This window comes from Alphaproteobacteria bacterium (assembly GCA_040220875.1).
Classification (GTDB): Bacteria; Pseudomonadota; Alphaproteobacteria; order JAVJVX01; family JAVJVX01; genus JAVJVX01.
In genome coordinates this window covers 26,156-48,780 of sequence record JAVJVX010000009.1, presented here as the reverse complement: position 1 = coordinate 48,780, position 22,625 = coordinate 26,156, and the positions used below count along the sequence as shown (strand labels likewise).

General features: G+C 63.5%; 21 protein-coding genes and 1 tRNA gene. 12 read left to right on the top strand and 10 right to left on the bottom strand.

Going from position 1 to position 22,625, the window contains the following annotated elements; translation table 11 throughout:
* Positions 1 to 16: 16 nt before the first annotated feature.
* Complete coding sequence (locus RLQ26_09745; GenBank protein ID MEQ9089009.1) at positions 17 to 217, top strand: hypothetical protein; 201 nt, start codon at positions 17 to 19, stop codon at positions 215 to 217.
* Here RLQ26_09745 and RLQ26_09740 read toward each other — a convergent pair.
* Complete coding sequence (locus RLQ26_09740) at positions 209 to 1,183, bottom strand: cation diffusion facilitator family transporter (GenBank protein ID MEQ9089008.1); 975 nt, start codon at positions 1,181 to 1,183, stop codon at positions 209 to 211. The two genes, RLQ26_09745 and RLQ26_09740, sit on opposite strands and share 9 nt — an antisense overlap.
* A gap of 116 nt (positions 1,184 to 1,299) precedes the next feature.
* On the opposite strand from RLQ26_09740, the gene RLQ26_09735 reads away from it, so the two are divergent.
* Entirely contained in the window at positions 1,300 to 2,103 is an 804-nt protein-coding gene (locus tag RLQ26_09735) for a trypsin-like serine protease (GenBank protein ID MEQ9089007.1), read from the top strand.
* A 74-nt stretch (positions 2,104 to 2,177) separates the two neighbouring features.
* On the top strand, positions 2,178 to 3,557 hold the full coding sequence (locus RLQ26_09730) for an MFS transporter (protein ID MEQ9089006.1): 1,380 nt from the start codon (positions 2,178 to 2,180) through the stop codon (positions 3,555 to 3,557).
* Positions 3,558 to 3,576: 19 nt separating this feature from the next.
* On the opposite strand, the gene RLQ26_09725 is transcribed toward RLQ26_09730, so the two are convergent.
* The 4 genes from RLQ26_09725 to RLQ26_09710 form a co-directional block, all read right to left on the bottom strand.
* Entirely contained in the window at positions 3,577 to 4,776 is a 1,200-nt protein-coding gene (locus RLQ26_09725) for an aminotransferase class I/II-fold pyridoxal phosphate-dependent enzyme (protein ID MEQ9089005.1), read from the bottom strand.
* Between the two features lie 6 nt (positions 4,777 to 4,782).
* Positions 4,783 to 5,982 (bottom strand): sugar-transfer associated ATP-grasp domain-containing protein, encoded by a 1,200-nt coding sequence (locus RLQ26_09720; protein MEQ9089004.1) that lies wholly within the window; start codon positions 5,980 to 5,982, stop codon positions 4,783 to 4,785.
* Between the two features lie 103 nt (positions 5,983 to 6,085).
* Positions 6,086 to 6,175 (bottom strand) — tRNA-Ser (locus RLQ26_09715).
* Between the two features lie 132 nt (positions 6,176 to 6,307).
* Positions 6,308 to 6,493, bottom strand: a complete 186-nt coding sequence (locus tag RLQ26_09710) for a hypothetical protein (GenBank protein ID MEQ9089003.1) — start codon at positions 6,491 to 6,493, stop codon at positions 6,308 to 6,310.
* 242 nt (positions 6,494 to 6,735) lie between these two features.
* Between RLQ26_09710 and RLQ26_09705 the strand changes: the two genes are divergently transcribed.
* Positions 6,736 to 7,596, top strand: coding sequence for an alpha/beta hydrolase (locus RLQ26_09705; GenBank protein ID MEQ9089002.1), 861 nt, complete (start codon positions 6,736 to 6,738; stop codon positions 7,594 to 7,596).
* Positions 7,597 to 7,674: 78 nt separating this feature from the next.
* Here RLQ26_09705 and RLQ26_09700 read toward each other — a convergent pair whose 3' ends face one another.
* The gene (locus tag RLQ26_09700) at positions 7,675 to 9,141 is read right to left on the bottom strand and encodes a glycine betaine ABC transporter substrate-binding protein (GenBank protein MEQ9089001.1); all 1,467 of its coding nucleotides are present in this window, start codon (positions 9,139 to 9,141) and stop codon (positions 7,675 to 7,677) included.
* 53 nt (positions 9,142 to 9,194) lie between these two features.
* Positions 9,195 to 9,938, bottom strand: a complete 744-nt coding sequence (locus RLQ26_09695; GenBank protein ID MEQ9089000.1) for an ATP-binding cassette domain-containing protein — start codon at positions 9,936 to 9,938, stop codon at positions 9,195 to 9,197.
* Positions 9,939 to 10,146: 208 nt separating this feature from the next.
* Here RLQ26_09695 and RLQ26_09690 point away from each other — a divergent pair, with 208 nt between their 5' ends.
* The 7 genes from RLQ26_09690 (at position 10,147) to RLQ26_09660 (ending at position 17,870) form a co-directional block, all read left to right on the top strand.
* Positions 10,147 to 11,226 (top strand): lytic murein transglycosylase, encoded by a 1,080-nt coding sequence (locus tag RLQ26_09690; protein MEQ9088999.1) that lies wholly within the window; start codon positions 10,147 to 10,149, stop codon positions 11,224 to 11,226.
* Between the two features lie 111 nt (positions 11,227 to 11,337).
* On the top strand, positions 11,338 to 12,333 hold the full coding sequence (locus RLQ26_09685; protein ID MEQ9088998.1) for a septal ring lytic transglycosylase RlpA family protein: 996 nt from the start codon (positions 11,338 to 11,340) through the stop codon (positions 12,331 to 12,333).
* A gap of 47 nt (positions 12,334 to 12,380) precedes the next feature.
* Positions 12,381 to 13,571 carry a D-alanyl-D-alanine carboxypeptidase family protein gene (locus RLQ26_09680; GenBank protein ID MEQ9088997.1) on the top strand — a complete coding sequence of 397 codons (1,191 nt, stop codon included), beginning with the start codon at positions 12,381 to 12,383 and terminating at the stop codon, positions 13,569 to 13,571.
* A 3-nt stretch (positions 13,572 to 13,574) separates the two neighbouring features.
* Positions 13,575 to 14,240, top strand: coding sequence for a dTMP kinase (tmk, locus tag RLQ26_09675; protein MEQ9088996.1), 666 nt, complete (start codon positions 13,575 to 13,577; stop codon positions 14,238 to 14,240).
* Positions 14,237 to 15,343 (top strand): DNA polymerase III subunit delta', encoded by a 1,107-nt coding sequence (locus RLQ26_09670; GenBank protein MEQ9088995.1) that lies wholly within the window; start codon positions 14,237 to 14,239, stop codon positions 15,341 to 15,343. Before tmk ends, RLQ26_09670 begins: the two co-directional genes overlap by 4 nt.
* Positions 15,344 to 15,525: 182 nt before the next feature.
* A complete protein-coding gene (gene metG / locus RLQ26_09665; GenBank protein MEQ9088994.1) occupies positions 15,526 to 17,082 on the top strand; it encodes a methionine--tRNA ligase in 1,557 nt (518 codons plus the stop codon).
* A complete protein-coding gene (locus RLQ26_09660; protein ID MEQ9088993.1) occupies positions 17,082 to 17,870 on the top strand; it encodes a TatD family hydrolase in 789 nt (262 codons plus the stop codon). Before metG ends, RLQ26_09660 begins: the two co-directional genes overlap by 1 nt.
* A gap of 13 nt (positions 17,871 to 17,883) precedes the next feature.
* On the opposite strand, the gene RLQ26_09655 is transcribed toward RLQ26_09660, so the two are convergent.
* From RLQ26_09655 to RLQ26_09645, 3 genes are read right to left on the bottom strand one after another with little or no spacing between them, the layout of a single operon-like run.
* The gene (locus RLQ26_09655; GenBank protein MEQ9088992.1) at positions 17,884 to 19,674 is read right to left on the bottom strand and encodes a methyl-accepting chemotaxis protein; all 1,791 of its coding nucleotides are present in this window, start codon (positions 19,672 to 19,674) and stop codon (positions 17,884 to 17,886) included.
* 35 nt (positions 19,675 to 19,709) lie between these two features.
* Positions 19,710 to 20,168 (bottom strand): hypothetical protein, encoded by a 459-nt coding sequence (locus RLQ26_09650; protein ID MEQ9088991.1) that lies wholly within the window; start codon positions 20,166 to 20,168, stop codon positions 19,710 to 19,712.
* A 21-nt stretch (positions 20,169 to 20,189) separates the two neighbouring features.
* The gene (locus RLQ26_09645) at positions 20,190 to 21,560 is read right to left on the bottom strand and encodes a hypothetical protein (protein MEQ9088990.1); all 1,371 of its coding nucleotides are present in this window, start codon (positions 21,558 to 21,560) and stop codon (positions 20,190 to 20,192) included.
* Between the two features lie 240 nt (positions 21,561 to 21,800).
* On the opposite strand from RLQ26_09645, the gene RLQ26_09640 reads away from it, so the two are divergent.
* The gene (locus RLQ26_09640; protein ID MEQ9088989.1) at positions 21,801 to 22,574 is read left to right on the top strand and encodes an MBL fold metallo-hydrolase; all 774 of its coding nucleotides are present in this window, start codon (positions 21,801 to 21,803) and stop codon (positions 22,572 to 22,574) included.
* The last annotated feature ends 51 nt before the right edge of the window (positions 22,575 to 22,625 follow it).

Below are 22,625 nucleotides of genomic sequence, written 5' to 3'. Positions count from 1 at the left end.
AGTTTCAGAGGATGTCATGACCGAACCGAATTCAAGCAACCGGAATACAGTTTCCAGGGCGAGCCGGGGCCCCGGCCTCTGGATCGCCGTCGGCCTCGTCCTGGGCGGCATCATCGGTGGTGCCACGGGCAATGTCTGGCTGGCGCTGGCGGTATTTGGCCTTCTGGGCGCGGCGATCGGTATCTTCATGGCCCGACGCGGCCGCTCGTCAGGGTAGGGAGGTCCCCGCGCTTCGGGCCGTCGTCGCTTCCGTCTCCCCCGGGACGGGAGACACCTGCACGGTGACGTGATCCAGCCCGTACCGGGTGGACAGCCGCTCCACGATCTCGGCCGTTACAAGATTCACATCGGCATCAAGCGTGACGTCCGCCTGGAGCGTCACCATCGGCCGCTCATTGGTAAGCGACCAGGCATGGACGTGGTGGACGTTCAGCACATCTGGGATTTCCCGCTGCAAGAACACCGCCAGTTCGTTCGGGTCCAGTCCTTCGGGCGTGCCCTCCATCAGGATATGGCCGGAACGGCGAACAAGATCCACAGCGCTCCGCAGGATCAGTCCCGCCACCAGCACCGAGAGCAACGGGTCGATCGGGGTCCAGCCGGTCAGGATGATCACCGCGCCCGCCGCAAGGGCCGCAAGTGATCCCAGCAAATCCCCCAGTACATGGGCCAGCGCCCCGCGCAGATTGAGGTTGTCGGCCGCGCCCTCGCGTAAGATCAGAAAGGCGACAACATTGACGGCGAGCCCGGCGGCCGCGATGGTGATCATGATCCCGCCCATGACCGGCGTCGGTTCCAGCAGCCGGCCGACAGCCTCGATCACAATCCAGAGTGCCAGCACCACGAGCGCGATACCGTTCGTGAAGGCCGCCAGGATCTGCAGGCGGTCATAGCCATAGGTGCGATGCCGGTCCGACGGCCGGTGTGTCCAGCGGAAGGCGAGCCAGGCCAGAGCGAGCGCCGCCGTATCCGACAGCATGTGCCCGGCATCGGCGACCAGCGCCAGAGAGCCGGCGATCCAGCCGCCGAACCCCTCAAGCAGCATGAAACCGCCGGTCAGCCACATGACCCAGAAGACACGGCGCTCGTGGCCCGCGCTTTGTGCGCGGCGGCGCGCGGCTGCCGGGTGCGGGCCGGGTGGCGAGCCGGGCGGCGAGGAAGGTTGGATCGGGTCGTGGGGCATGGGGCCAGACCCTATCAGGTCAGCCCGGGGGCGGGAAGTGAGTGGGGGCTTGCCGGCGCCTTACCGACGGGGCAACTTAGGCCGGGATCGACGATTTAAACTTTAAGGACCGGAAGATGCTGAGCAACAATCGGACACGCTTGGTCGCGCTGATTCTGGGACTGGCTGTGGTGGTGGGGTCGCTTGCCTGGTGGCGCTACCAGGCGTCTCTTTACGATTTCGAATTTCCCAGGACTCATCCGGCCGACGCGCCCGGCACGCTCGATGCGATCGGGCAGCTGACCGAGGGCGACGACCCCTTGTGTACGGCAACGCTGGTGGCCGACCGTTGGGCAATCACCTCGGCCGGGTGCCTTTGGAACCCCGATACCGCCGATTGGCGCAGCCCGGGCTCGCTCTTCGTCCGGCTGGCCGGAAACGGCACACGTTTCAAGGCGGAGAGTCCGGTCATTGCTGTTTCCATGGCGGACTCGGTCAAAAGCCCCGAAGATTTCAAGAACGGACGTTTTGACTGGGCGATCCTGGAACTGGCCGACGACGTCTCGGACCGGATCAAACCGCTGCCGCTGGAACGGCTGACGCGTCAGGTTCACGGCCTGATCGGCGCCCAGGGCTGGCTCATCTACGCGATCGGCTATCCTGCCAGCAATCCGGATGACCGCCTTGTCCATTCGGCCTGTCACGTGCTCGAAATGTCCGAGGATCAGCGGATGATCCTGAATAGCTGCGTCTCCAGCGGCCTGGACGACCCGGCCAGCATGCCCGTCATGGCCCGCCGCGAGGGCGTCTACCACGTTATGGGGATCCAAAGCCGGCGGGTCACCTACAAGGACAAGGTCTTCGGATTTGCCGCCGGCGGGCTTGCCATTTACGAACGCCTGGCGGAACTGCGCGGGAAAAACGCCGACAGCGAAGGATAGCCGCCCCGATCCCGATCGCAACTCTTGCGCCACGGCTTTGCATCAGGACGCCGTGAAGAGTAGAAAGCGGTCATATGGAAAACCGTCTCATCGTGATCCTTGGGTCCGTCGGCGCACTGCTGCTGGGCACGACCATCCTCTTGTCAGGACAGGGTCTTTTTCTGATTCTCGTGCCGACGAAGCTGGGGCAGCAAGGGTTTGCCCCGTCGTGGATCAGCGGCGTCGCGACAGCCTATTTTGCCGGCTACACGTTGGGCGCATGGTTCGGGGGCCGGATTATCCGGCGCGTCGGCCATATCCGTGTCTATGGCGGGTTGCTGGCGATCGCCATAGCCTCGGCGCTGGCGCTGCCGCTGGAGGCCGATGTGACGGGCTGGCTGGCGCTGCGTTTTCTCTACGGTGCGTCCATTGCCGGCGTCTATCTCGTCATCGAGTCCTGGCTCAATGCCGTCATCCCGAACAAATGGCGGGGCCGGGTGCTCAGCATCTATACGGCCCTGTCACTGGGCGCACTGGGTGCCGGACAGCTTTTGATCAACGTCTATCCGACCGAAGGCAAGGACCTCTTTCTGCTGGGCGGGATCGTTCTGGCGATCAGCATCGTTCCCGTTGTCCTCAGCCGGGTCACGGCACCTGAAATTGCCGTTTTCTCCCATTTCTCATTGCCTTCGCTGTTCCGGCTTTCGCCTTTTGGCATCGTGTCCAGCGTCAGCGCCGGGCTGATGACCGGGGCGTTCTGGGCGTTGACGCCATTGTTTGGCGTGGCGCGGGAACTCAGCACCAGTGAGATCGCGCTGCTGATGGCCTTCCCGGTTTTTGGCGGGCTTTTTCTGCAGTTGGGGATCGGCTACCTGTCCGATCGAATGGACCGGCGCACGGCACTTCTGGCCGCCGCGACGGGGGCGCTGCTGGCCGCGCTCGCCATTCTGTTTCTTGGGGGAATTTCCCTAACTTTCCTGCTGCCCGCGATGACCCTCTTTGGCGGCATGACCTTCGCCCTCTATCCGCTGGCCCTGTCCCACGCCGTCGACCAGCTGGCGGAGGGCGAAAACGTCCTGCCGATTTCGGCCGGGCTCCTCATCGCCAATGGCGCCGGCATGGCTGTCGGCCCCCTGATCGCCGGCCAGTTCTTCGATCATCTCGGCGCCAACGGTCTCATCATCTTTTTCGCCCTCACGGCTGGCTGGATCATCAGCTACACCCTTTGGCGCATCAGCCGGCACGGGCCCGTGCCGGAGGCAGCGCGCAGCTACTTCGTGCCGGTGGGTGACATGACGACCATGGGAGTCGAGCTCGACCCGCGGATCGACCCCGAAATGCTGGCGGAGGAATCGGAAGAAATTATCGAACCGGGCGGCGCCGGGGCGGGATCGACGGCGCTGGAGGATGAAGCCGGGCCGCCGGAAAACGACACGCCGCATGTCTGGTCGGAGGACCGGGACGGGCCGCGCTGAATTTGGCGGCCCCGGGGGCTTAGGCCAGGCTGGCGGCCCGGCGGGGCATCTTGATGTCGTCGACCGCCTGGAGCAGGCCATTGGCGATGAACTCGAGCTCATCCGGGGTGAGCCGGGCTGGAAGGCGCACGTCGCAGGCGCGCATCAGCATGGCGCGCGTACGCGTCAGCCCCGGCTGCTCGCCGATGAACTTCCAGTTCCAGAAGGCGCGCGCGTTGTCCTGAAAGAGACCGAAGATCTGGACGGGGACGCCGCGCGCGTTCGCGCATCGCTGAAAGGCCTCCGCCTCCCCGTCCGTATCGAAACCGCACAGGTTGAACTGAATCGAATCGGGCGCCCGGATTTCCTGAGCGAAAGGCGGGGGCACGTCGAGATAGGGTGACGCGTTCAGCCGTCTCGCCACATAGTCGTGATTGGCCAGCCCGTCCCGCGCGCGGCGCGGCACTTCGCGAATCTGGTGACGCACCGCGGCGGCCGACAGATTGTTCATCCGTGTGTTGTAGAGCGGCAGTCTGTTCTGCCAGAAGACGAACCTGTCATGAGCCACGGGGTGCTTTTTCCAGTTATGCTCGTAGGCACCCGACATGATGACCGCGCGGGCGATGATGTCGGGATCGCGGGTGACGAGCATGCCGCCCTCGCCGGCATTCATCAGCTTGAAGGATTGGAAGGAAAAGCAGCCAACCCGGCCGAAAGTTCCAATTTTTCTGCCGGACCAGAGCGTGCCGAGTGAGTGGGCGGCGTCTTCGATCACGGGGATCCGGCGCCCATTGCAGAGCGACATGATGGCATCCATGTCGGAGGTATGGCCGCGCATGTGACTGATCACCACGGCGCCGATGCCATCCGTCAGCTTGGCCTCGAAATCCGCCATGTCGATGCGATAATTGTTCCCGACCTCCACGAGAACCGGCTGTCCACCCGCGTGAACAATGGAGGAAGGGACGGCCGCGAAGGTAAAGGCAGGCACCAGGACGGGTGTGCCGGGCTCCAGCCCGAGAGCCCTGAGAGCCAGGAAGAGGGCCGAGGAGCACGAATTGACCGCAAGGGCGAAAGGCACGCCCATGAAGGCCGCAAATTCACTTTCCAGCCGGGCGACGGGAGAGCCCTCGGGCGCGCCGTAGCGGAACAGATCGCCGCTCGAAAGCAGGGCTTCGATTTCAGCGCGGGCCGCCTCGGGAATGGGTTCGGCCGCGTAAACGTCGGGCGCGACTGTCATCGTCCTTCAGACCTTCCCGTAACCGGACGCACGGAAGAAATCCGCCACGGCTTCCGTCAGGAATCCCCGGCCGCTCGCAAGCTGCGGCAGATCGAACCCGCCGCCGGTGTTGATCTCGATCAGGACCGGCCCGTTCCCGGTGACCGCGATATCCATCGACTGATAGCGCAGCGGCGCGAAGACAGGCGCGCAGGCACGGGCCAGTTCCAGCACCCGCGGCCATTCGGGCACGGTGCGGCCGAGCAGGGGGGTGCCGGTTTCGGGATGGGCCGGATGATCCGTCGTGCCGAACGCGTCTTTCGAGCGGACGGTCAGGATATCTCCCGTCTCGGGATCGAGCGCACAGGCAAGATTGCCCGGCCGCCAGAAACTGTCGGCGATATTGTCCCGCGCCGGCAGCTTGAGCACGGCGAAGGGAATCCCGATTGCGCCATCCTTTGCCAGCACGCACAACCGGATCGTCGCCAGCGCGTCGGTGACAGGAGCAAAGAAGGGGTGATTGGTTTCGGACTCCTGAAGAAGGTAAGGCGTTTCCCCGACAAAGCGTTCGAGGAAGGTTTTGTAATCGATAGGGCCGTGCCCCTTCAGATGAACCGCCTGACCGTCGGCATCCGTCGCGAGGAAGGCACCGAAACTGCAGATCCCCCGGTTCTCCTTGCCGAAAACCGGCAGGATGCCGGGCGTCGTGAAGAAATCGCGCAGCGCCGCCGTCGTCGAAAGTTTTTCGGTATCGGGATAGGAACGCGCCGACTTGTCGATCACGGCCAGCGTGCGCGGCATCTTCACGGAGGTCCCGGCCAGGATCCGGGCGCAGAGCCATTTGTCCTCGGTCGTGGCCTGCCAGGTCATGTCGCAGCACGCATGGGTGATCGGCCAGTGCAGGGTGTTGGTGATGAATTCCGCCTGCGCTGCGGGACTGAGACGATCCGTGTCGTAGACGCCGTACTGAACGTATTCCGGCCAGGTCAGGCGCCCCCGCCCGCGGGTCAGGCGAAGGAATTCGCGCGCCAGCTCCATTGGCCGCCGGCCGCTTCTCGCCTGCGCGTGGCGCAGATAGTCGATCGCCCCCGGCCTGGCCTTGGCCCAATCGGCCTGATCGCGGGTGACCGCGTGGCCGCCGCCCGAATGTGCCTTGTGCGCCTCAGTGTCATCCGGTTGCGTGGCGCCCGCCACGGCCGGTGTGAAGGGTCTCGCCTCTATGCTCATGCTGCCTGCCCCGAGCTGGAAGCCCCGCGCGGTCCTTCCGGCGGTGGGTGCCGGGGCCGCGCCAGCCTCTCATCTAGGGGATGGCGATTTAAGAAACCGTGAATGGCGGATGGGGTGGGATTCGAACCCACGAGACGCGTAAGCGCCTGCCGGTTTTCAAGACCGGTGCCTTCAACCGCTCGGCCACCCATCCGTGCCCATGGCAGGGAAGGGTAAGGCATAGCGGCATCCCGGCCCTCGAGACAAGGCCCAACGAGAGGCGGGCAGAGAAGCGGAGAAAGAGGAGGGGTGCGGCGTCTCTCCCGGGCCGGGGCAGGCGCCCGGGCTATGCAGGCCAGAGGGCCCGGGCCAGGAGCGCCGCGCTGATGACGCCCGCCGCGGCGATCAGCCCCACGGCCGCAAGCGCGATGAAGCCGGAGCTTTCCCGCATTTTCTGCAGCCAGTCGCGCGGGCGCGGCCAGCTCGTGGTGGCCGGCTGCTGAACAATCATGTGCCGAACGATACGTGCCATCCCGGAATCCTCCGACCATGGTGCACCGGTGCGTTGCGCATGCACCGCCGGGCGCGCATTTCGCGATCCGGCCCGGACGGTGTTGCATTGTTCAGGATACGAAAAACCGGTTAAGCTCGAATGAAACGCCGTTAACCCTGCGCGGGGCCGGATTGGCTCGTTGGCGACAGGCGGGCCGGCGAAGGGACCGGCAACCTGCCGCCTCGACGCATATGGATGAGCAATCTGGGGGACGAATTTCGATGAAGCTTTATCGTGACTTCGAGACACAGGAAGAAATCGACGCGCAATACGATCTCATACCGACGGTTCCCGATTTCAACGTCTATGTGGATCTTTACGTCAACGGCAGCGCCGAGGCACGAAAAAGCCTGAAGCACACGCCCGATGTCAGGTTCGGTCCTACGAAGGACGAGTATCTCGATATCTTTCCGGCCGAAAAACCGGGCGGCCCTATCCTCATCTTCATTCATGGCGGTTACTGGAAAATGCTGTCGGCCAAGGAAAACAGCATTTGCGCCAGGGGGCTTGTGCCCAAGGGCGTCAACGTCCTCATCACCAATTACTCACTCTGCCCCAAGGTCACCCTGCCCGAAATCACGCGCCAGACCCGCGCAGCCATCGCCTGGGCCTATCGCAACGCCGAAAGTTTCGGCGGCGACAAAAGCCGGATTTTCGTTGCCGGCCATTCCGCAGGCGGCCATCAGACGGCGATGGCCTGCATCACGGACTGGGAGGGTGAATACGGTCTGCCGGCCGATCTCATCAAGGGCGGCATTCCCATCAGCGGCGTGCACGATCTGGGCGCGCTGCCCTACAGCCATCTGCAGCCGGTCCTGCAGATCGACTGGAAGACGGTCGAGACCCAGAGTCCGCTGCGAAACATTCCGGATCGGGGACCAAAAATGCTGACCACGGTAGGCGGCAAGGAGCCCGACGAATTCGTGCGCCTGACGAAAGATTTTACCGCGGCCTGGCAGGCCAGGGGGCTCGAGGCTGAATATTTTCCGCAACCCGACAAGAACCATTTCGATGCAATCGACGGCTTCTGGGATAACGGATCGCCCTTTGCCGGCAAGATCGCCGAATTCATCGGAATCTGATGCGGCGCCTGATCGGCATTAGAGAGGCCGGCACTAGAGAGGCCGGCGCTAGAGGCCGGCGCTTGGGGAGTGAGCGCGTCAGCCCAGCCTGAGGCCGCGCGGCACCAGCCGGCGCTCCAGCACATCGAACGCAAGCTGCGCGCCGAGCGCCAGAAGGGCGGCCGGAATGGCGCCCTCCATGATGAGTGCCGTGTCATTGAGCCGGATGCCCGTCAGGATCGGCTGGCCGTACCCGCCGGCCCCGATCAGCGCGCCCAGCGTCGCGGTGCCGACATTGATGACGGCCGATGTCTTGATGCCCGCCAGGATCGCGGGAAGGGCAAGGGGCAGGGCCACGAGGCGCAGCCTTGCTCCTGCCCTCAGCCCCAAGGCGAGGGCGGATTCGCGAAGCTCGAGCGGGATATTCGCCAGCCCGGTATGGGTATTTCGCACGATAGGCAGCAGGCTGTAGAGAAACAGGGCCGCGATGGCCGGCGCGCCGCCGATGCCAAGCAGCGGGATCATGAACACGAAAAGGGCGAGGGAAGGGATGGTCTGGATGACGCCGACCACACTCAGGATGATGCGACCCGCGGCCGCGCTCTGATAGGCCAGCACGCCCAGCGGCAGCGCGACAAAAATGGCCGCGCCCAGGGAAATGCCGACCAGCATGAAATGATCCCGCGTCGTTTGCCAGAACCGCGTCCAGAAACCGCTCGCCCTGACGGGCGCCTCGATCTTGAAGCGTTCCTGGAGAAAGCGGGCGGCAATGGCGCTTTCCGGCTCGCCGTCGAGTTTGGCGGCGACGTTCATGGCGATCATTTCCGGCGCCGGAATCCGGCCGGCGAGCCCCTTGATGGCATCGACCAGGGCGGGCGCCGTGGCGGCAAGCGCCTCGCGATACAGAATCACAGCCTCGTACCTGACAAAAAACGCGCGGTCGTCCTCAAGGACCCGGATATCGTATTGCGCGATCTCGGCATCGGTCGTGTAGACATCGATCAGGTCGAGCGCCTCCTCGGCCAGACCGATATAGGCAAGGTCGTGATCCAGTCCCCGCACATCGTCCTGCGGCAAGCCATAGGCGCGGCGCAGCCCCGGCCAGCCATCCGCGCGGTTCATGAACTCGTTGCCGAATCCGAAAACCAGATCGGGATAGGCCCGCAGATCGGAAATGCTGGAGATGTTCTCGCGTTGGGCGAGCGCCTGCCGGATGCCGAGCGCGTAACCATTGTCGAACCCGAGCGGCGCCGTCATGGCGATCCCGTCCTCCGCCAGGCGCGCGCGCAGCTCTTCGATGGTGGCAATTTCCTCCCGCGCCAGGATTTCGCGCAGGAGCGTGCCCGTATATTCGGGGTAGATGTCGATCTCGCCGAGCCTCAGGCTGTCCCAGAGGACGCGGGTGCCGCCGAGCTCCCGCAGGTGCTGCATCTCATGACCACCGGCCCGGCCCAGGCCGGCGATGATTTCACCCAGAATCACCGACTCGGTGAATTTTTTCGAACCGACGGTGATTTCGGCGCGGGCCGGGGCCGCAGCCGACAGGATGACGAGGATCGCCGGCAACAGAAAGCGCCAGCGCGGCCCTATGACGCGCCGCGCCGTGCCGGGCACACCCGTCACCGCGCGTCTCCGAAAAGACCACGGCGGCCGGTTTCCAGAAACCGCCGGGTGAACCCTCCGGCCGGCGCGTCCCGGAATTCCGCGACCGTACCCTGCTGCACGACCCGGCCCTCATGCAGCAGGACCATGTAATCGGCCAGGAACGCAGCCTCGGCGACATCATGCGTGACCATCAGCACCGTCTTGGCGAGACGGGCGAAAAGTTCCGCCAGCTCGTCCTGAAGATCGTGACGAATGAGCGGATCCAGCGCCCCCAGCGGCTCATCCAGAAGGAGGACCGCAGGGTCCAGCATCAGCGCCCGCATCAGCCCGACACGCTGGCGCTGCCCGCCCGAAAGCTCGAGCGGGTAGCGGGCGAGGAACGCTTCCGGCAGGTGAACGAGGTGCGCGAGTTCATTCACTTTCGCCGAGATCCACGCGGGCGCACGGCCCGTCACGCGCGCAGCCAGGGTGACGTTTTCCCGCGCCGTCAGATGGGGAAAAAGCCCGCCTTCCTGAATGACATAGCCGAGGCGCCGGCGCAGGGCGGGCGCGCTGGCCGGGACCACGGGTGTGCCATCGAACCGGACCTCCCCGGCGCTCGGACGCACCAGCCCGACAACGAGGCGGATCAGGGTGGACTTGCCGCTGCCGCTTGGCCCGATCAGGGCTGTGGTCTTTTCCGGGGGAATAGAGAGCGTGACGTCGTCGAGCGCGACATCGTCGCCAAAACTTACGGACACATGATCGAATTCAAGCACGAGGTGCGAAATTCCCGATGGTTTAGCCCTTGCGGGTCCGGCGGCAATCAGCCTAACGGAGGCGGCGGGCGGGGGGAAGCCGGCCAGGCCGGTCGTGTCCCCTGTTGCAGTATGGGAGAAAATGCGCTGTTTAGCTCGTCATGCAAAAGGCGAAGCTGATAGTCTGCAGGTGCCTCGGGCAAAATGCGGGAAAGAGGAGACACAGGCGATGACGGTGACGGACCACAACTCGACGATCCGACGCGCACGACCCTGTCGCGAGCCCATATGCCTCGTGACCGCCATGACCGCCGCACTCGTCGCCCTCACGCTGGCCATCCCGGCCGATGCGGCCGAAACCGGGGCCAAACCTGAAAATCCAGCCGCAGGGGCGCCCGAGGAGATTTCGTTCGACGGCTTCAGCGACTGGCTCGATGGGGTCCGGGCCGAAGCGCGCGAGCGCAATCTCAAGGCCACCACGATTGCGGCGCTCGACGGGATCGAGCCACTGGCCCGCGTGATCGAACTCGACCGCCGCCAGCCAGAATTCACCCTGACGTTCCAGCAATATATGGACCGGGTCGTCCCCGACTCGCGTGTTCAGAAAGGGCGCGAGAAGTACCGCGAGAACCGCGATCTTTTGCGCGAGGTCGGCGCCCGTTATGGCGTGCAACCGCGCTTCATCGTCGCCCTCTGGGGAATCGAGACGGATTTCGGCCGGGTCAGCGGCGGCTTTCAGGTGCTGCCCGCCGTCGCCACCCTCGCCTTTGACGAAAGACGGGCTGCCTATTTCCGCAAGGAGCTTTTCCACGCCCTTCAGATCATCGATGAAGGTCATATCACGGCCGACAGGATGACGGGCTCCTGGGCCGGCGCCATGGGCCAGTCGCAGTTCATGCCCTCCAGCTTCGTGCGCCACGCCGAGGATTACGACGGCGACGGCCGGCGGAATATCTGGGACTCGAAGGCCGACGTTTTCGCCTCGGCGGCCAATTATCTGGCCGAATCCGGCTGGCGGGAAGATCAGACCTGGGGGCGCCCCGTGCGACTGCCGGAAAGGATGGACCCGACACTGATCGGGCTCGAAATCCGCAAGGTCATGGCTGACTGGCAGGGAATGGGCGTGCGCCGTCGCGACGGCAGCGATCTGCCGGACCGCCAACTGCGCGGTTCCGTCATTCGTGCGGCCGGCGATACCGGACCGGCCTTTCTCGTTTATGACAATTTCCGCGCCATCCTTGCATGGAATCGCTCGAACTTTTTTGGCCTCGCCGTCGGGCATCTTGCCGACAAGATCGGCGATCAGTAGATTACCAGATCAGGGGGCGGGCCGGGCGCTACCCACAAGATGCGGAGACTACAGCCGCAGAATGCGGGCGGCAGACCGGCGCGCAGCAGAACCGAGGGCGGAGGAGGCAGGGTGAACCGGTTAATGCCAGGCGGGCGGTGGACAACCGGCCTTGCCCTGTTGGTTCTCTTCGGGCTGACGGGGTGCGCCGAAACCCGGTTGGCCGCCCACGCGGTCAAGCAGCTTGGCGGCATCGACGACGCGCGGGGCGTCTACAAGATCGGCAGCCCGTATCGTGTCAGCGGCGTGACCTACTATCCGCAGGCCGATGAAAGCTATGACGAAACCGGCATCGCGTCGTGGTATGGCCCCAATTTTCACCTGGCGCTTACGGCGAACGGCGAAATTTTTGACATGAACAAGGTTTCGGCCGCCCATAAGACCTTGCCGCTACCGAGCGTCGTCCTGGTTACCAACCTCGACAACGGGCGCGCCCTCAAGGTTCGGGTAAATGATCGCGGTCCCTTCGTTCACGGCCGGATCATCGACCTTTCGCGCCGGGCGGCAGAGCTTCTCGGGACGAAAGATTCGGGAACGGCCAAGGTCCGGGTTCAGTACCTCAAGCGTGAGAGCGATCGGGAGGTCGCTCTGCTGCAGGGGCTTCCTGCACCGGGCAAGCTCGACGGGCAACCCGGACCGACGCTCGTGGCGGCGCCGGCGGGCGAGGTCACGAGCCAGCCGCTCTCGCCCGTGGACGGGTCATTGGCCGAGACCCCGACACAACCGGAACGGAGCAGGGCGGTGCAAACGGCCTCTCGTGACGTGGTGGCGGAACAGACCGCGCCCGATCTGCCGGATGAACCGGAACAAGTTTTCCAGCTTCCCACGCCCGATGCGACCGACATCTTCGTTCAGGCCGGCGCCTTCTCGGACAAGTCCAATGCCGAACGCTTGCAGACCCGGCTCACCAGCCTCGGCAGCAGCGCCGTCACCCCGGTGGAGGTGAACGGGCAGGTCCTGTACCGGGTACGGGTGGGACCGGTCGCATCGGTGGCCGAAGGAGACGCCCTGCTTGAATCCGTGATCCAGTCGGGCCATCCCAATGCACGGCTGGTCGTGGTTGATTAGCGAACCTGCTCGAAAACGGGCATAATTCACGTCTGATGAGGATATCCATGAGCTTGCCATCGAAATCGCCCCGCCCCTTCGCCGGCAGGGAACCCGGAAAGCGCCGCTGGCGCCTGGCTCTCGCCGGGCTGGCACTGCTCGGCGCCGGCTTCCTGTCTGAGACGGCGCAGGCCATAACCCCGCCCGACACCTCGGCCGAGTTCGTCTACCTGATGGACGCGCAGACCGGTGCCGTCCTGTTCGAGAAGAACGCCGACGTACCGATGGGACCGGCCTCGATGACCAAGATCATGACGACATATCTCGTTTTCGAGCGCCTCAAGGACGGTCGCCTGAGTATGGATACACCGTTCCGGGTCAGCGAGAAGGCCTGGCGCAAGGGCGGCTCGAAGATGTTCGTCGAGGTCGGCAAGGATGTCACCGTGGGCGATCTTCTGCGCGGGGTCATCATCCAGTCCGGCAACGATGCCTCGATCGTCATTGCCGAAGGGATTTCGGGCTCGGAAGAGGCGTTCGCCGCCGCGATGACCCGCAAGGCGGAGGAACTGGGCATGTTGCATTCCCGGTTCCGGAATTCGACCGGCTGGCCCGACCCCGACCATGTCAGCAGCGCACATGATCTCGCGATTCTGGCCCGCGCGATGATCCTGAATTTTCCCGAGTACTACCACCTGTATTCGGGCACCGAATTCACATTTTCCGGCATCCGGCAGACAAATCGCAACCCGCTGCTCTATTCGATGGGGGCCGACGGACTCAAGACCGGACATACCGAGGCTTCCGGTTACGGCCTGACTGCCTCCATCGAGCGCGACGGCCGACGCCTGATTCTCGTGGCCCATGGCATGGAGAGCGAGCGAGAGCGGGCGGCTGAAAGCCGGCGCCTTCTCGAATGGGGGCTTCGCGAATTTGATAACTACAAGCTTTTCTCGGCCGGAGAGGTGGTTGATCATGCCGGCGTCTGGCTTGGTGACGCGAAAACCGTCCCGCTCGTGGTCGAGGAGGATGTGACCGTGACACTTCCGCGGCGATCGCGGCGGGAAATGTCGGTAACGGTGGCCTATCAGGGACCGGTCCCGGCCCCGGTCACCGGCGACAGCCTTCTCGGCACGGTCACCGTGTCGGCGCCCGATTTTGACGACCAGGTGATCCCCCTCGCGGCCGGCAAGGAAATTGCGCAACTGGGCGCGTTCGGCAAGCTGTCGGCCGCGCTGGGCTACCTGATGTGGGGCCAGTAGGCCTTGCCGAACGGCACGGGCGGGGCGCCCGGCAAATTCATTACCCTGGAAGGCGGCGAGGGATCGGGAAAATCGACCCAGATCGCCTTCCTCGCCGAGGGGTTGCGCCGGGCGGGGCTCGACGTGATTACGACGCGCGAACCGGGCGGCGCGCCAGGGGCGGAGGAAATCCGCGATATCCTGGTCAAAGGCAGCCTGGGCAAATGGGACCCGGTGAGTGAGGCGTTGCTCCATTCCGCAGCCCGGCGTGTCCATCTGGAGCGCACGGTCCGCCCCGCGCTGGCGAAGGGGCAGTGGGTGATCAGCGACCGTTTCGCCGACAGCACGGTGGCCTACCAGGGCTACGGACATGGTGTGCCCCTCGACGATATCGCGCTGCTATACCGGCTTTCGGTGGGAGAAATGGCGCCGGATCTTACCTTTATCCTCGATATCGACCCGGAAACCGGCCTCGGTCGCGCCCGCGGAAGGCGCGCCGGCTATGACCGTTACGAGCAACTCGGTGTCGATTTTCACCGCCGCGTGCGGAACGGATTCGTCGAGATCGCCAAGGCGCATCCCGAACGCTGCATCGTCGTGGACGCGTCCAAATCGGTCGAAACGGTGCGCCTCGCACTTGCCGAAGAGATCGGCGCCCGCCTTGGCGTGTCCATCATGGGTGGCGAATGACCGACCCGCGCCCGATTCCCTTGCCCCGGGAAACTTCCCGCTTGCTCGGCCATGACGCGGGCGAACAGACGCTGCTCGCCGCCTATCGCTCGGCACGGTTGCACCACGGTTGGCTGATCTCCGGGCCGCGCGGCGTCGGTAAGGCGACGCTCGCCTACCGTTTCGCGCGCTATCTTCTGAGTGAAGAGGCGAGCGGGGGGCCAGAAGCGGGCGATCTGTTTGGCGGGACCGCGCCCGAACCGGACAGGACATTGGCCATTTCGCCCGACTCACCGGTCTTCGCGCAGGTCGCCGCCCTCAGCCATCCTGACCTCGTCGCCATGGAACGCACGGTGGACGAGAAAACCGGCCGGCTCAGAAACGAGATTGTGGTCGCCGATGTGCGCCGGGCGGAGGCTTTCCTGCGCCGGACCTCCAGCGCCGGCGGCTGGCGGGTTCTGATCATCGATTCGGTCGATGAGATGAACCGTCATGCCGCAAATGGAATTCTTAAGATTCTGGAAGAACCCCCTGAAAAAACAGTCATTCTTCTGGTTTGCCACAGCCCTGGTGCGATCCTGCCGACAATCCGGTCCCGCTGCCGGAACCTCAAGCTCGAGAGGCTCCCGGAACCGGTAATCGAGACGCTGATCGGCGATGTCCGGCCCGAACTGGCAGTCGAGGACCTCCGCGTACTGGCCCGGCTGGCCGATGGCAGCGTCGGGCGGGGGCTTGAGATGGCGGCACAGGATGGCGGCAGCATTTACACCGAGCTGGCCGCGCTCCTCGCCCAGTTGCCGCGACCCGATGGCGAAAGTCTTTACGTCTTCAGCGACGGCCTCAACCGTGCCGGGCGGGAGGGGGCCTATCGGGCGGCGATCGATCTGCTGGACTGGTGGATCGCCCGGGCCGTAAGCTCGGTCGCGCGGGGCCTTGGGCCGCCCGCCCCGGTCGCGGGAGAACCGGTGCCTGACCCCGGGATCTTCGCGGGCTCGCGACTGACGCGATGGATCGAGGTGCGAGAGGCGATCCGGCAAATGTTCCGCCGGGCAGGGCAGGTCAATCTGGACCGGAGTCAGGTGATGATGGACGCCTTTCTCGCCATGAGCCGAGCGGCCCGGTAAAATCCGGGCCCCGGGCAGCCCGGTTCCGCCCTTGACGATATGCGCCGGCACACCCCATACAAGCAGCCTCCGGCAAACAGTTTCCGGCAAACGGCTTCCGGGCCCCACTGCATCACGCCAGCGCGGGGGCCCCACCGGCCGGTCCGGGCCGGGCGCGTAAAACCATCGAAGGAAATCAGTATATGACCGGGAAACCGGCTTACTACATCACGACGCCCATCTATTACGTGAACGATTCGCCCCATATCGGCCACGCCTACACTTCCATCGCCAGCGATGTGATGGCCCGGTTCAAGCGGCTCGACGGCCATGACGTGTTCTTTCTGACCGGCACGGACGAGCACGGCCAGAAGGTGGAGCAGGCCGCCGCCCGCGCAGGCGTGGACCCGCAGACTTTTGCCGACCGTGTTTCTCAGAATTTCAGGGATTTGACAGGTATTCTTAACCTTTCGAATGATGATTTTATCCGGACGACGGAGGCGCGGCATACGAGGGCCGCGCAGGCGCTGTGGCAGCGCATGGTTGAATCCGGCGATATCTATCTCGGGACCTATGCGGGCTGGTATTCGGTACGCGATGAGGCCTTTTATGCCGAGAACGAGCTGAGCGAAGGGGAGGGAGGACGCAAGATCGCGCCCTCGGGCGCCGAGGTCGAATGGGTGGAGGAGCCCAGCTATTTCTTCCGGCTCTCGGCCTGGAGCGAGCGGCTTCTCGCCCATTATAAGGCCCATCCCGAGGCGATCGGCCCCGATTCCCGCCGCAACGAGGTGCTGAGCTTCATCGCCAGCGGATTGCGGGACCTTTCCATCTCGCGCACCAGCTTCTCCTGGGGCGTCGAGGTGCCAGGTGACGAGAAACACATCATCTATGTCTGGCTCGATGCCCTTATCAATTATCTGACAGCGGTGAATTTCCCCGATACGGACGACCCGCTCTATCGCACTTACTGGCCGGCCGCGCTGCACATGGTTGGCAAGGACATCATCCGCTTTCATGCCGTCTACTGGCCGGCCTTTCTGATGGCCGCCGGGCTCGCCCCGCCACAACGGGTTTTCGCCCATGGTTGGTGGACGAACGAGGGGCAGAAAATATCGAAGTCACTCGGGAACGTGATCGATCCGCTGGACCTGATCAAGGAATACGGACTGGACCAGGTGCGCTATTTCGTGCTGCGCGAGGTCCCGTTCGGACAGGATGGCGATTTCTCGCCGGATGCCATGGTCCGGCGCATCAACACGGATCTGGCCAATGACCTGGGCAATCTGTGCCAGCGCGTCCTGTCCATGGTCGCCAAGAACTGCGAGGGCGCGGTGCCGACGCCCGGCAACTTCACAGCCGCCGATTCCGAGCTTCTCGCCACCGCGGGCGGTCTGCTGGACAGGCTGCGCCCCGAGTTCGACCGCCAGGCCTTTCACAAGGCCCTCGAACTGATCTGGCAGACCGTGGGAGACGCCAACCGGTATATCGACGAGCAGGCGCCATGGGCGCTGCGCAAGACGGAGCCCGCGCGCATGGCCACAGTGCTTTACGTGCTTGCCGAGGTCATTCGGCATCTGGGTATTCTGGTCCAGCCCTTCATGCCTGAGAGCGGCCAGATGATCCTGGAGCAGCTGGCGGTTCCCCGCGACGCGCGGCAGTTCGCGACACTCGAATCGGACAGGCTAATACCCGGCCGCGAACTGCCCAGACCGCGCCCCGTTTTCCCGCGCTACGAGGTGGTGGACGAGGGGGCTGCCTGATGCTGGTGGACAGTCACTGCCATCTGGATTTTCCCGATTTCGCAGATGATCTGCCTGAGGTGATCGACCGGGCGGCGGCGGCCGGCGTAGGCGCGATGCTGACGATCGGCACCCGTCTCAGCCGCTTTCCGGGCGTGCGGCGCGTGGCGGAAGGGTGTGACCGTATATGGTGTTCGGTCGGGATTCATCCGCATGAGGCCGAGAACGAGTCCGGCGTCGCCAAGGAAACGCTGATGCGTGAAACCGAGCACCCCAAGGTCGTCGGAATCGGAGAGACCGGCCTCGACTATTTCTACGAGCACGCCCCCCGGGACAAGCAGCGGGAAAATTTCCGCGCCCATATCGGGGCCGCCCGCGAAACCGGGCTCCCCCTCATCGTCCATGCGCGGGAGGCGGACGACGATATCATCGCCATTCTGCGCGACGAGCACGAAAAGGGCGCCTTTCCCGGCCTCATTCACTGTTTCAGTTCCGGTCCGGCGCTCGCCGAATGCGCTCTCGACCTCGGGCTCTACATCTCGTTTTCCGGCATCGTGACGTTCAAGAAGGCCGAGGCTCTTCGGGATATCGCCCGCGACGCGCCACTCGACAGGATCCTGGTCGAAACAGACGCCCCTTATCTGGCGCCGGTCCCGAAGCGCGGCAAGCGCAACGAGCCCGCCTATGTGGCCCATACGGCAGCGCGGTTGGCCGAACTCAGGGAAATGTCTCCCTCAGCGCTGGCCGAACACACCACGGAAAACTTCTTCACCCTTTTTCGCAAGATCGACCGTCCCGCCGCTGCGTGAGTGAGGCCGAGGATCAGGCCGCCTTGATGCCCGCCAGGAACTTGCTGACCTCGTTCTTGAGGAACTCGGCCTGCTGCGCGACTTCTCCCGATGCTTCCAGCACTTGTGCCGCCGATGCGCCGGTTTCCGAAGCCCGCCTGCTGACGCCGCTGGCAGACGTCGAAACTTCGCCCATCGTCATCGAGACGTTCTGCGATCTTTCCGCGATTTCCCGGGTCGCGGAATCCTGCTGCTGTACCGATTCGGTCACCACACCGGCAATGTCGCCGAGTTGCTGAATGATGTCCTTGACCTTGGTGATGACCGAAACGGTCTTTCCCGTCGCCTCCTGCATCAGGGACATCTGGGTCGAGATCTTTTCCGTCGCGGCCGCCGTCTGATTGGCGAGATCCTTGACTTCAGATGCCACGATGGCGAAACCCTTGCCAGCTTCACCGGCACGCGCCGCCTCGATTGTTGCGTTCAGCGCAAGGAGATTGGTCTGATTGGCGATTTCGCTGATCAGTGCCGTCACCTCGCTCACCTCGTTCGCGGTATCCGACAGACTCTTTACGACAATTGACGCTTCCTCCGACTCGTTGACCGCATTGGCGGCAATCGTCTCCGACTCGTTGACCTGACGGGTGATCTCCGCGATGGAGGCCGAAAGCTCTTCAGCCGCCGCGGCGACGGCCTGGATGCTGTCGGAGGCCGAAACGGTCGAGCTGGAGACCTGCTCGGTCTCCTTCGCCGTCAGAGTCGCCGTGTTCGACATGCTGTCAGCCGTCGAGTACATGGTCTCGCAAGACCGGGCGACGGCCTCGAGCGCTTCTGCGACGTCGGATTCAAACTTGCGGCTGGCGTCCTCGAGCTGCCGAGCCCGCTTCTCCTTTGCTTCCTGCTCCTTGGCCCGCGCTTCCGCCTGACGCTTCTGTTCCGCATTGAGGCGTTCGATCTCGAGAACCCGTTGTTCTGTCGCCGCGCGTTCCTTTTCCTTTTCTTCCGCCAGGGCATCCGCGCGGATGGCATTTTCCCGGAAGACCTCGACCGCGCGGGCCATGTCGCCGAATTCATCGCTCCGGACGAGATCCGGCAGATCTATATCCTTGTCCCCCGAGGCAAGCTGCGACATGGACCCCGTCATGCGCCGAAGGGGTGAGACGACCGAGCCGAGAATAGTGAGTGCCACCACGGCCGTGAAGCTTGCTGTCACGAACAGGACCAGAAAGGAAAGCGTCAGGACGCGGCTGGTCTCGTTGCGCACAATGCCATTCGCCGCCTGGGCCGCATTTCTCTCTGTCGCCAGGAGTTCGTTCAGGGCGCCGGTAACCGTGGCCATATGCTGGCGGGCGACTTCCATATGTCCGTTCCCGGTCAACCGGTCATCGACCGCATAGGCGTCAAGGGCGTTGAGCGATTCGTCTTCGATTGCGGTCACGTGCGTGCGGAGAGGGGAGACCGCCTCCGGCGCGAAGACCTCGATCTGATCGAGTCCTGATTGCAGCAGGTCGAGCGACTTGGTGGCTTCGGCCAGGGATTTTTCGGACAGGCTGTTGGAGAGGTCGGTATACCAGTACTTCATGTCCGAGAAATCATTGTTGGCGTCCTGAACCAGCTCCAGGCGCGCCAGGCTCGTCACCTGGGTTTCCACGGCCATGTTCGCATCCGACACGCCGCCGCGAATGACGAGATTCCCGACCACGCTCGCTACCAGCAGCAGGCCCAGAAGGCCAAAGAGTTTCGTCCGGATCGGGATCAGCGCGAGTTTGCTGAAAACGCCCCCCGAGTTACGATCCGATGTCCGCTTCATGAATTCCTTGAACATGCCCTATTCCCCCAAAACCTTGCGCGGTTGTCCCGCTAAAACTTCAACAGGATTTTCACACCCTCTCCGAGGTCTTCCGCTTCGCTCGCCGGCATATAGCTCAAGGCTCCCGCGTTCTTCTCGATCTGCCGGACCAGAATCCGCGCAGACCCGACGGAGCGGGGCGGTGTGTCGCCCGTGGTTTGCTTCAGTCGCAGCCAGTGGTCGTCCAGCTCCGCCTGGCTCATGCCGAGTACCGAGGCAATGAAGCCCTGGTAGGCTGCCGAGTCGGGCTCACGATCGAAAACGATAGATTTCTCGCCGTGTGGCCATTCCGACATCTGCTTCAGGTAGAGCCTCTTGATAACGGTCTTCGTGTCGCCGCCGGCAGCAATCGGATTGGCTGAATTGACCACGAGAATGAAGTCTTCCGCCTGAGCCGTGCCGCCCGCAGCCGTCAGGAAAACGGCGGTCACCGCGCTGATGAAATAGAGTCGCTTGAATTTGCTAAACATTTTTTACCCTCGTCGCCAGGTCTAGAAGGAGAACGTTGCCAGGAACTGATACTGTTGGGTGTCGGCACCGCTGACACCGAGTCCGTCGTCGATCTCCTGCAACCGCGTGATCGCTCTCAGATGAACCGCCGGGTTGGGCTTGAAGGACAGGCCAAAGGCATTTTCGACCTGATCGCCCGCCGTGCCGCCATTGTCGAGGAAGTCGTAACGGTAAAAGGCGGTCCACTGATCGGTGAGACGGATGCCCGGCTGCGTGTAGTAGGCAAGCCGGTCATCGCCCAACTGCTCGAAGGTCTGGTAAAATTCGTTCTTCCAGATGAACAGGCCCTTGTCGAAGAGCAGGTCCACGCCGTAGAGCTGGTAGTCTGAGTTTTGCGTCTTCAGACGCTGGCCGCCCGCACCATTGAGGCCGACCGTGATTCCGCTGCCGCCGAAGGTGTAACTGGCGCGAGCACCGTAATCGAGATCGGTCGCATTCCCGGTAAAATTCCCGACATAGGCGCTGTACTGGATGATATCGGCGCCGTTGAAGAACCGGCCGTGGATATTCGCACCTTCAAGGAAATTGGCGAAAATTGTCTGCCCGCTGAACGGCCGCAGGAATTGCGGCTGCTCCGGGTCGAGCAGAAGGGCGGGGAAATGCTCGATATTTACGATGCCGTGGGGTGTGATGTAGCGGCCGAGCTGAATGTTGAGCGCGTCCGAATAACGGTAATTGGCCCAGGCGATCACAGTCGGGGTTTTCGATGCGATGTTGAAATCGGGCACCCGGCGGCCTTCGGGGTCGGTGTAGACGACGTCCGATTCACGGATGAAGGCCTGGGCGATAAAGGCCGTCCAGTCCTCCCACATCTCCGCCTTGATAAGAAGCTCGAATACCTGACGGTTAAAAGAACTGGCCGACCCGTCCTCGCCCTCGACATGGGTGAAGACCGTATGAAGAAAACCGCCGACATCGAGGGAGACAGCGTCAAATCCCTTGACCAGGGCCCGGCTGCCGACCTTCTCCTCGATCCCGACCACCGTGTCCTCGACGTCGTTGAGGCGCTCATTGACCGCATCGACGGATTTTTTCAGGTCTTCCGAGCCCGCGGGCGCCGTCGCACCGCCGGTATCGGCCGCCCGGGACCGGCGCAACTCCTCGTTTTCGCGACGGAGCCGCTCCAGATCGTTCTGGAGTGTGCGTACGGAATCGAGCGTGGTATCAAGTTTTCGCTCGATTTCCGAGATCCGCGGCGCGTCGCCTGGCATTTGAGCCAGGGCCGTGGCCGGAGTGAGGGCTCCCAGCGCCAGAAGCGCAGTAAGGACGCGGGGCAGGGAATTCGGGAGAATTTGCGACCAGCCGCCCTTTGGGCAGGCCTTGCGCTGGGAACGGGCCGGATTGAACAGCATATCTTCTGGTCCTTACGTCATTTTGTGTTCGAATCAGTGCCTGCAGACACGCGATGGCGTGCGCGGCACGGACGCAAGGTCTGAGGAAAACGTTCAAGCTTGGTTAAAAGACTTCTCGTTTTTTAATCGAATCGTTCCAAAACGACCGGCTGCCAGGGCGCAAGCCGGCAGGAATTAACGGGTTTCGAGGGAACGAAAAAATTGAAGGTATATATTCTTGGGTGCGGGGGCTCCGCAGGCGTGCCGCGGATCGGCAATCTCTGGGGCGCGTGCGACCCGAACAATGAAAAAAACCGGCGCACGCGCGCCTCGGTCTTCTTGGAGACCCGCTATGACGGGGTGGATTTCCGGATTCTGATCGACAGCGGCCCGGATCTAAGGACCCAGTTCCTGCGCCACGGTCTGGCAACGCTCGACGCCGTCCTCTACACCCACGCCCATGCCGACCACCTGAACGGAATCGACGAGCTGCGTCTCGTCAACCGGGCGACCGGAAAGGTTCTGCCGGCATATGGGAATGAGGAGACAATCGGAGAGATTTCAACGCGTTTCGGGTATGTGTTTGAACCACCGGATCAAGACAACAGGTTTTTTAAACCATGTCTTAAGAAACATATTATAAGCGGCAGTTTTAGCATAAAAAAATCAGGTTCTTTCTTGCCCGTAATGGCAATCCCGCAGGACCACGGCGGGGTGACGACGCTGGGTTTTCGTATTGGGGATTTTGCTTATTCGGTGGATCTCCGGGCGATGTCCGAGGCCGGATTCGAGAGATTGCGCGGCCTTCAGTGCTGGGTTGTCGATTGTTACAGCTACGCACCACATCCGACTCATTCCCACTTGGACCAGACGCTGGACTGGATTGAGCGCGTCGGGCCCAAAAGGGCGATTCTGACCCACATGCCGGAAACCCTCGATTACGAGGCACTTCTGACACGCTGCCCCGAAGGGGTCGTTCCGGCCTATGACGGGATGACGCTGAGTTTGCCGGAACCGGAATTTCGACCAGGTTGAGGGGCGACGGCACCTCGCGACAGGGCCTCGATGGCCCGCGAGCCGCAGTTA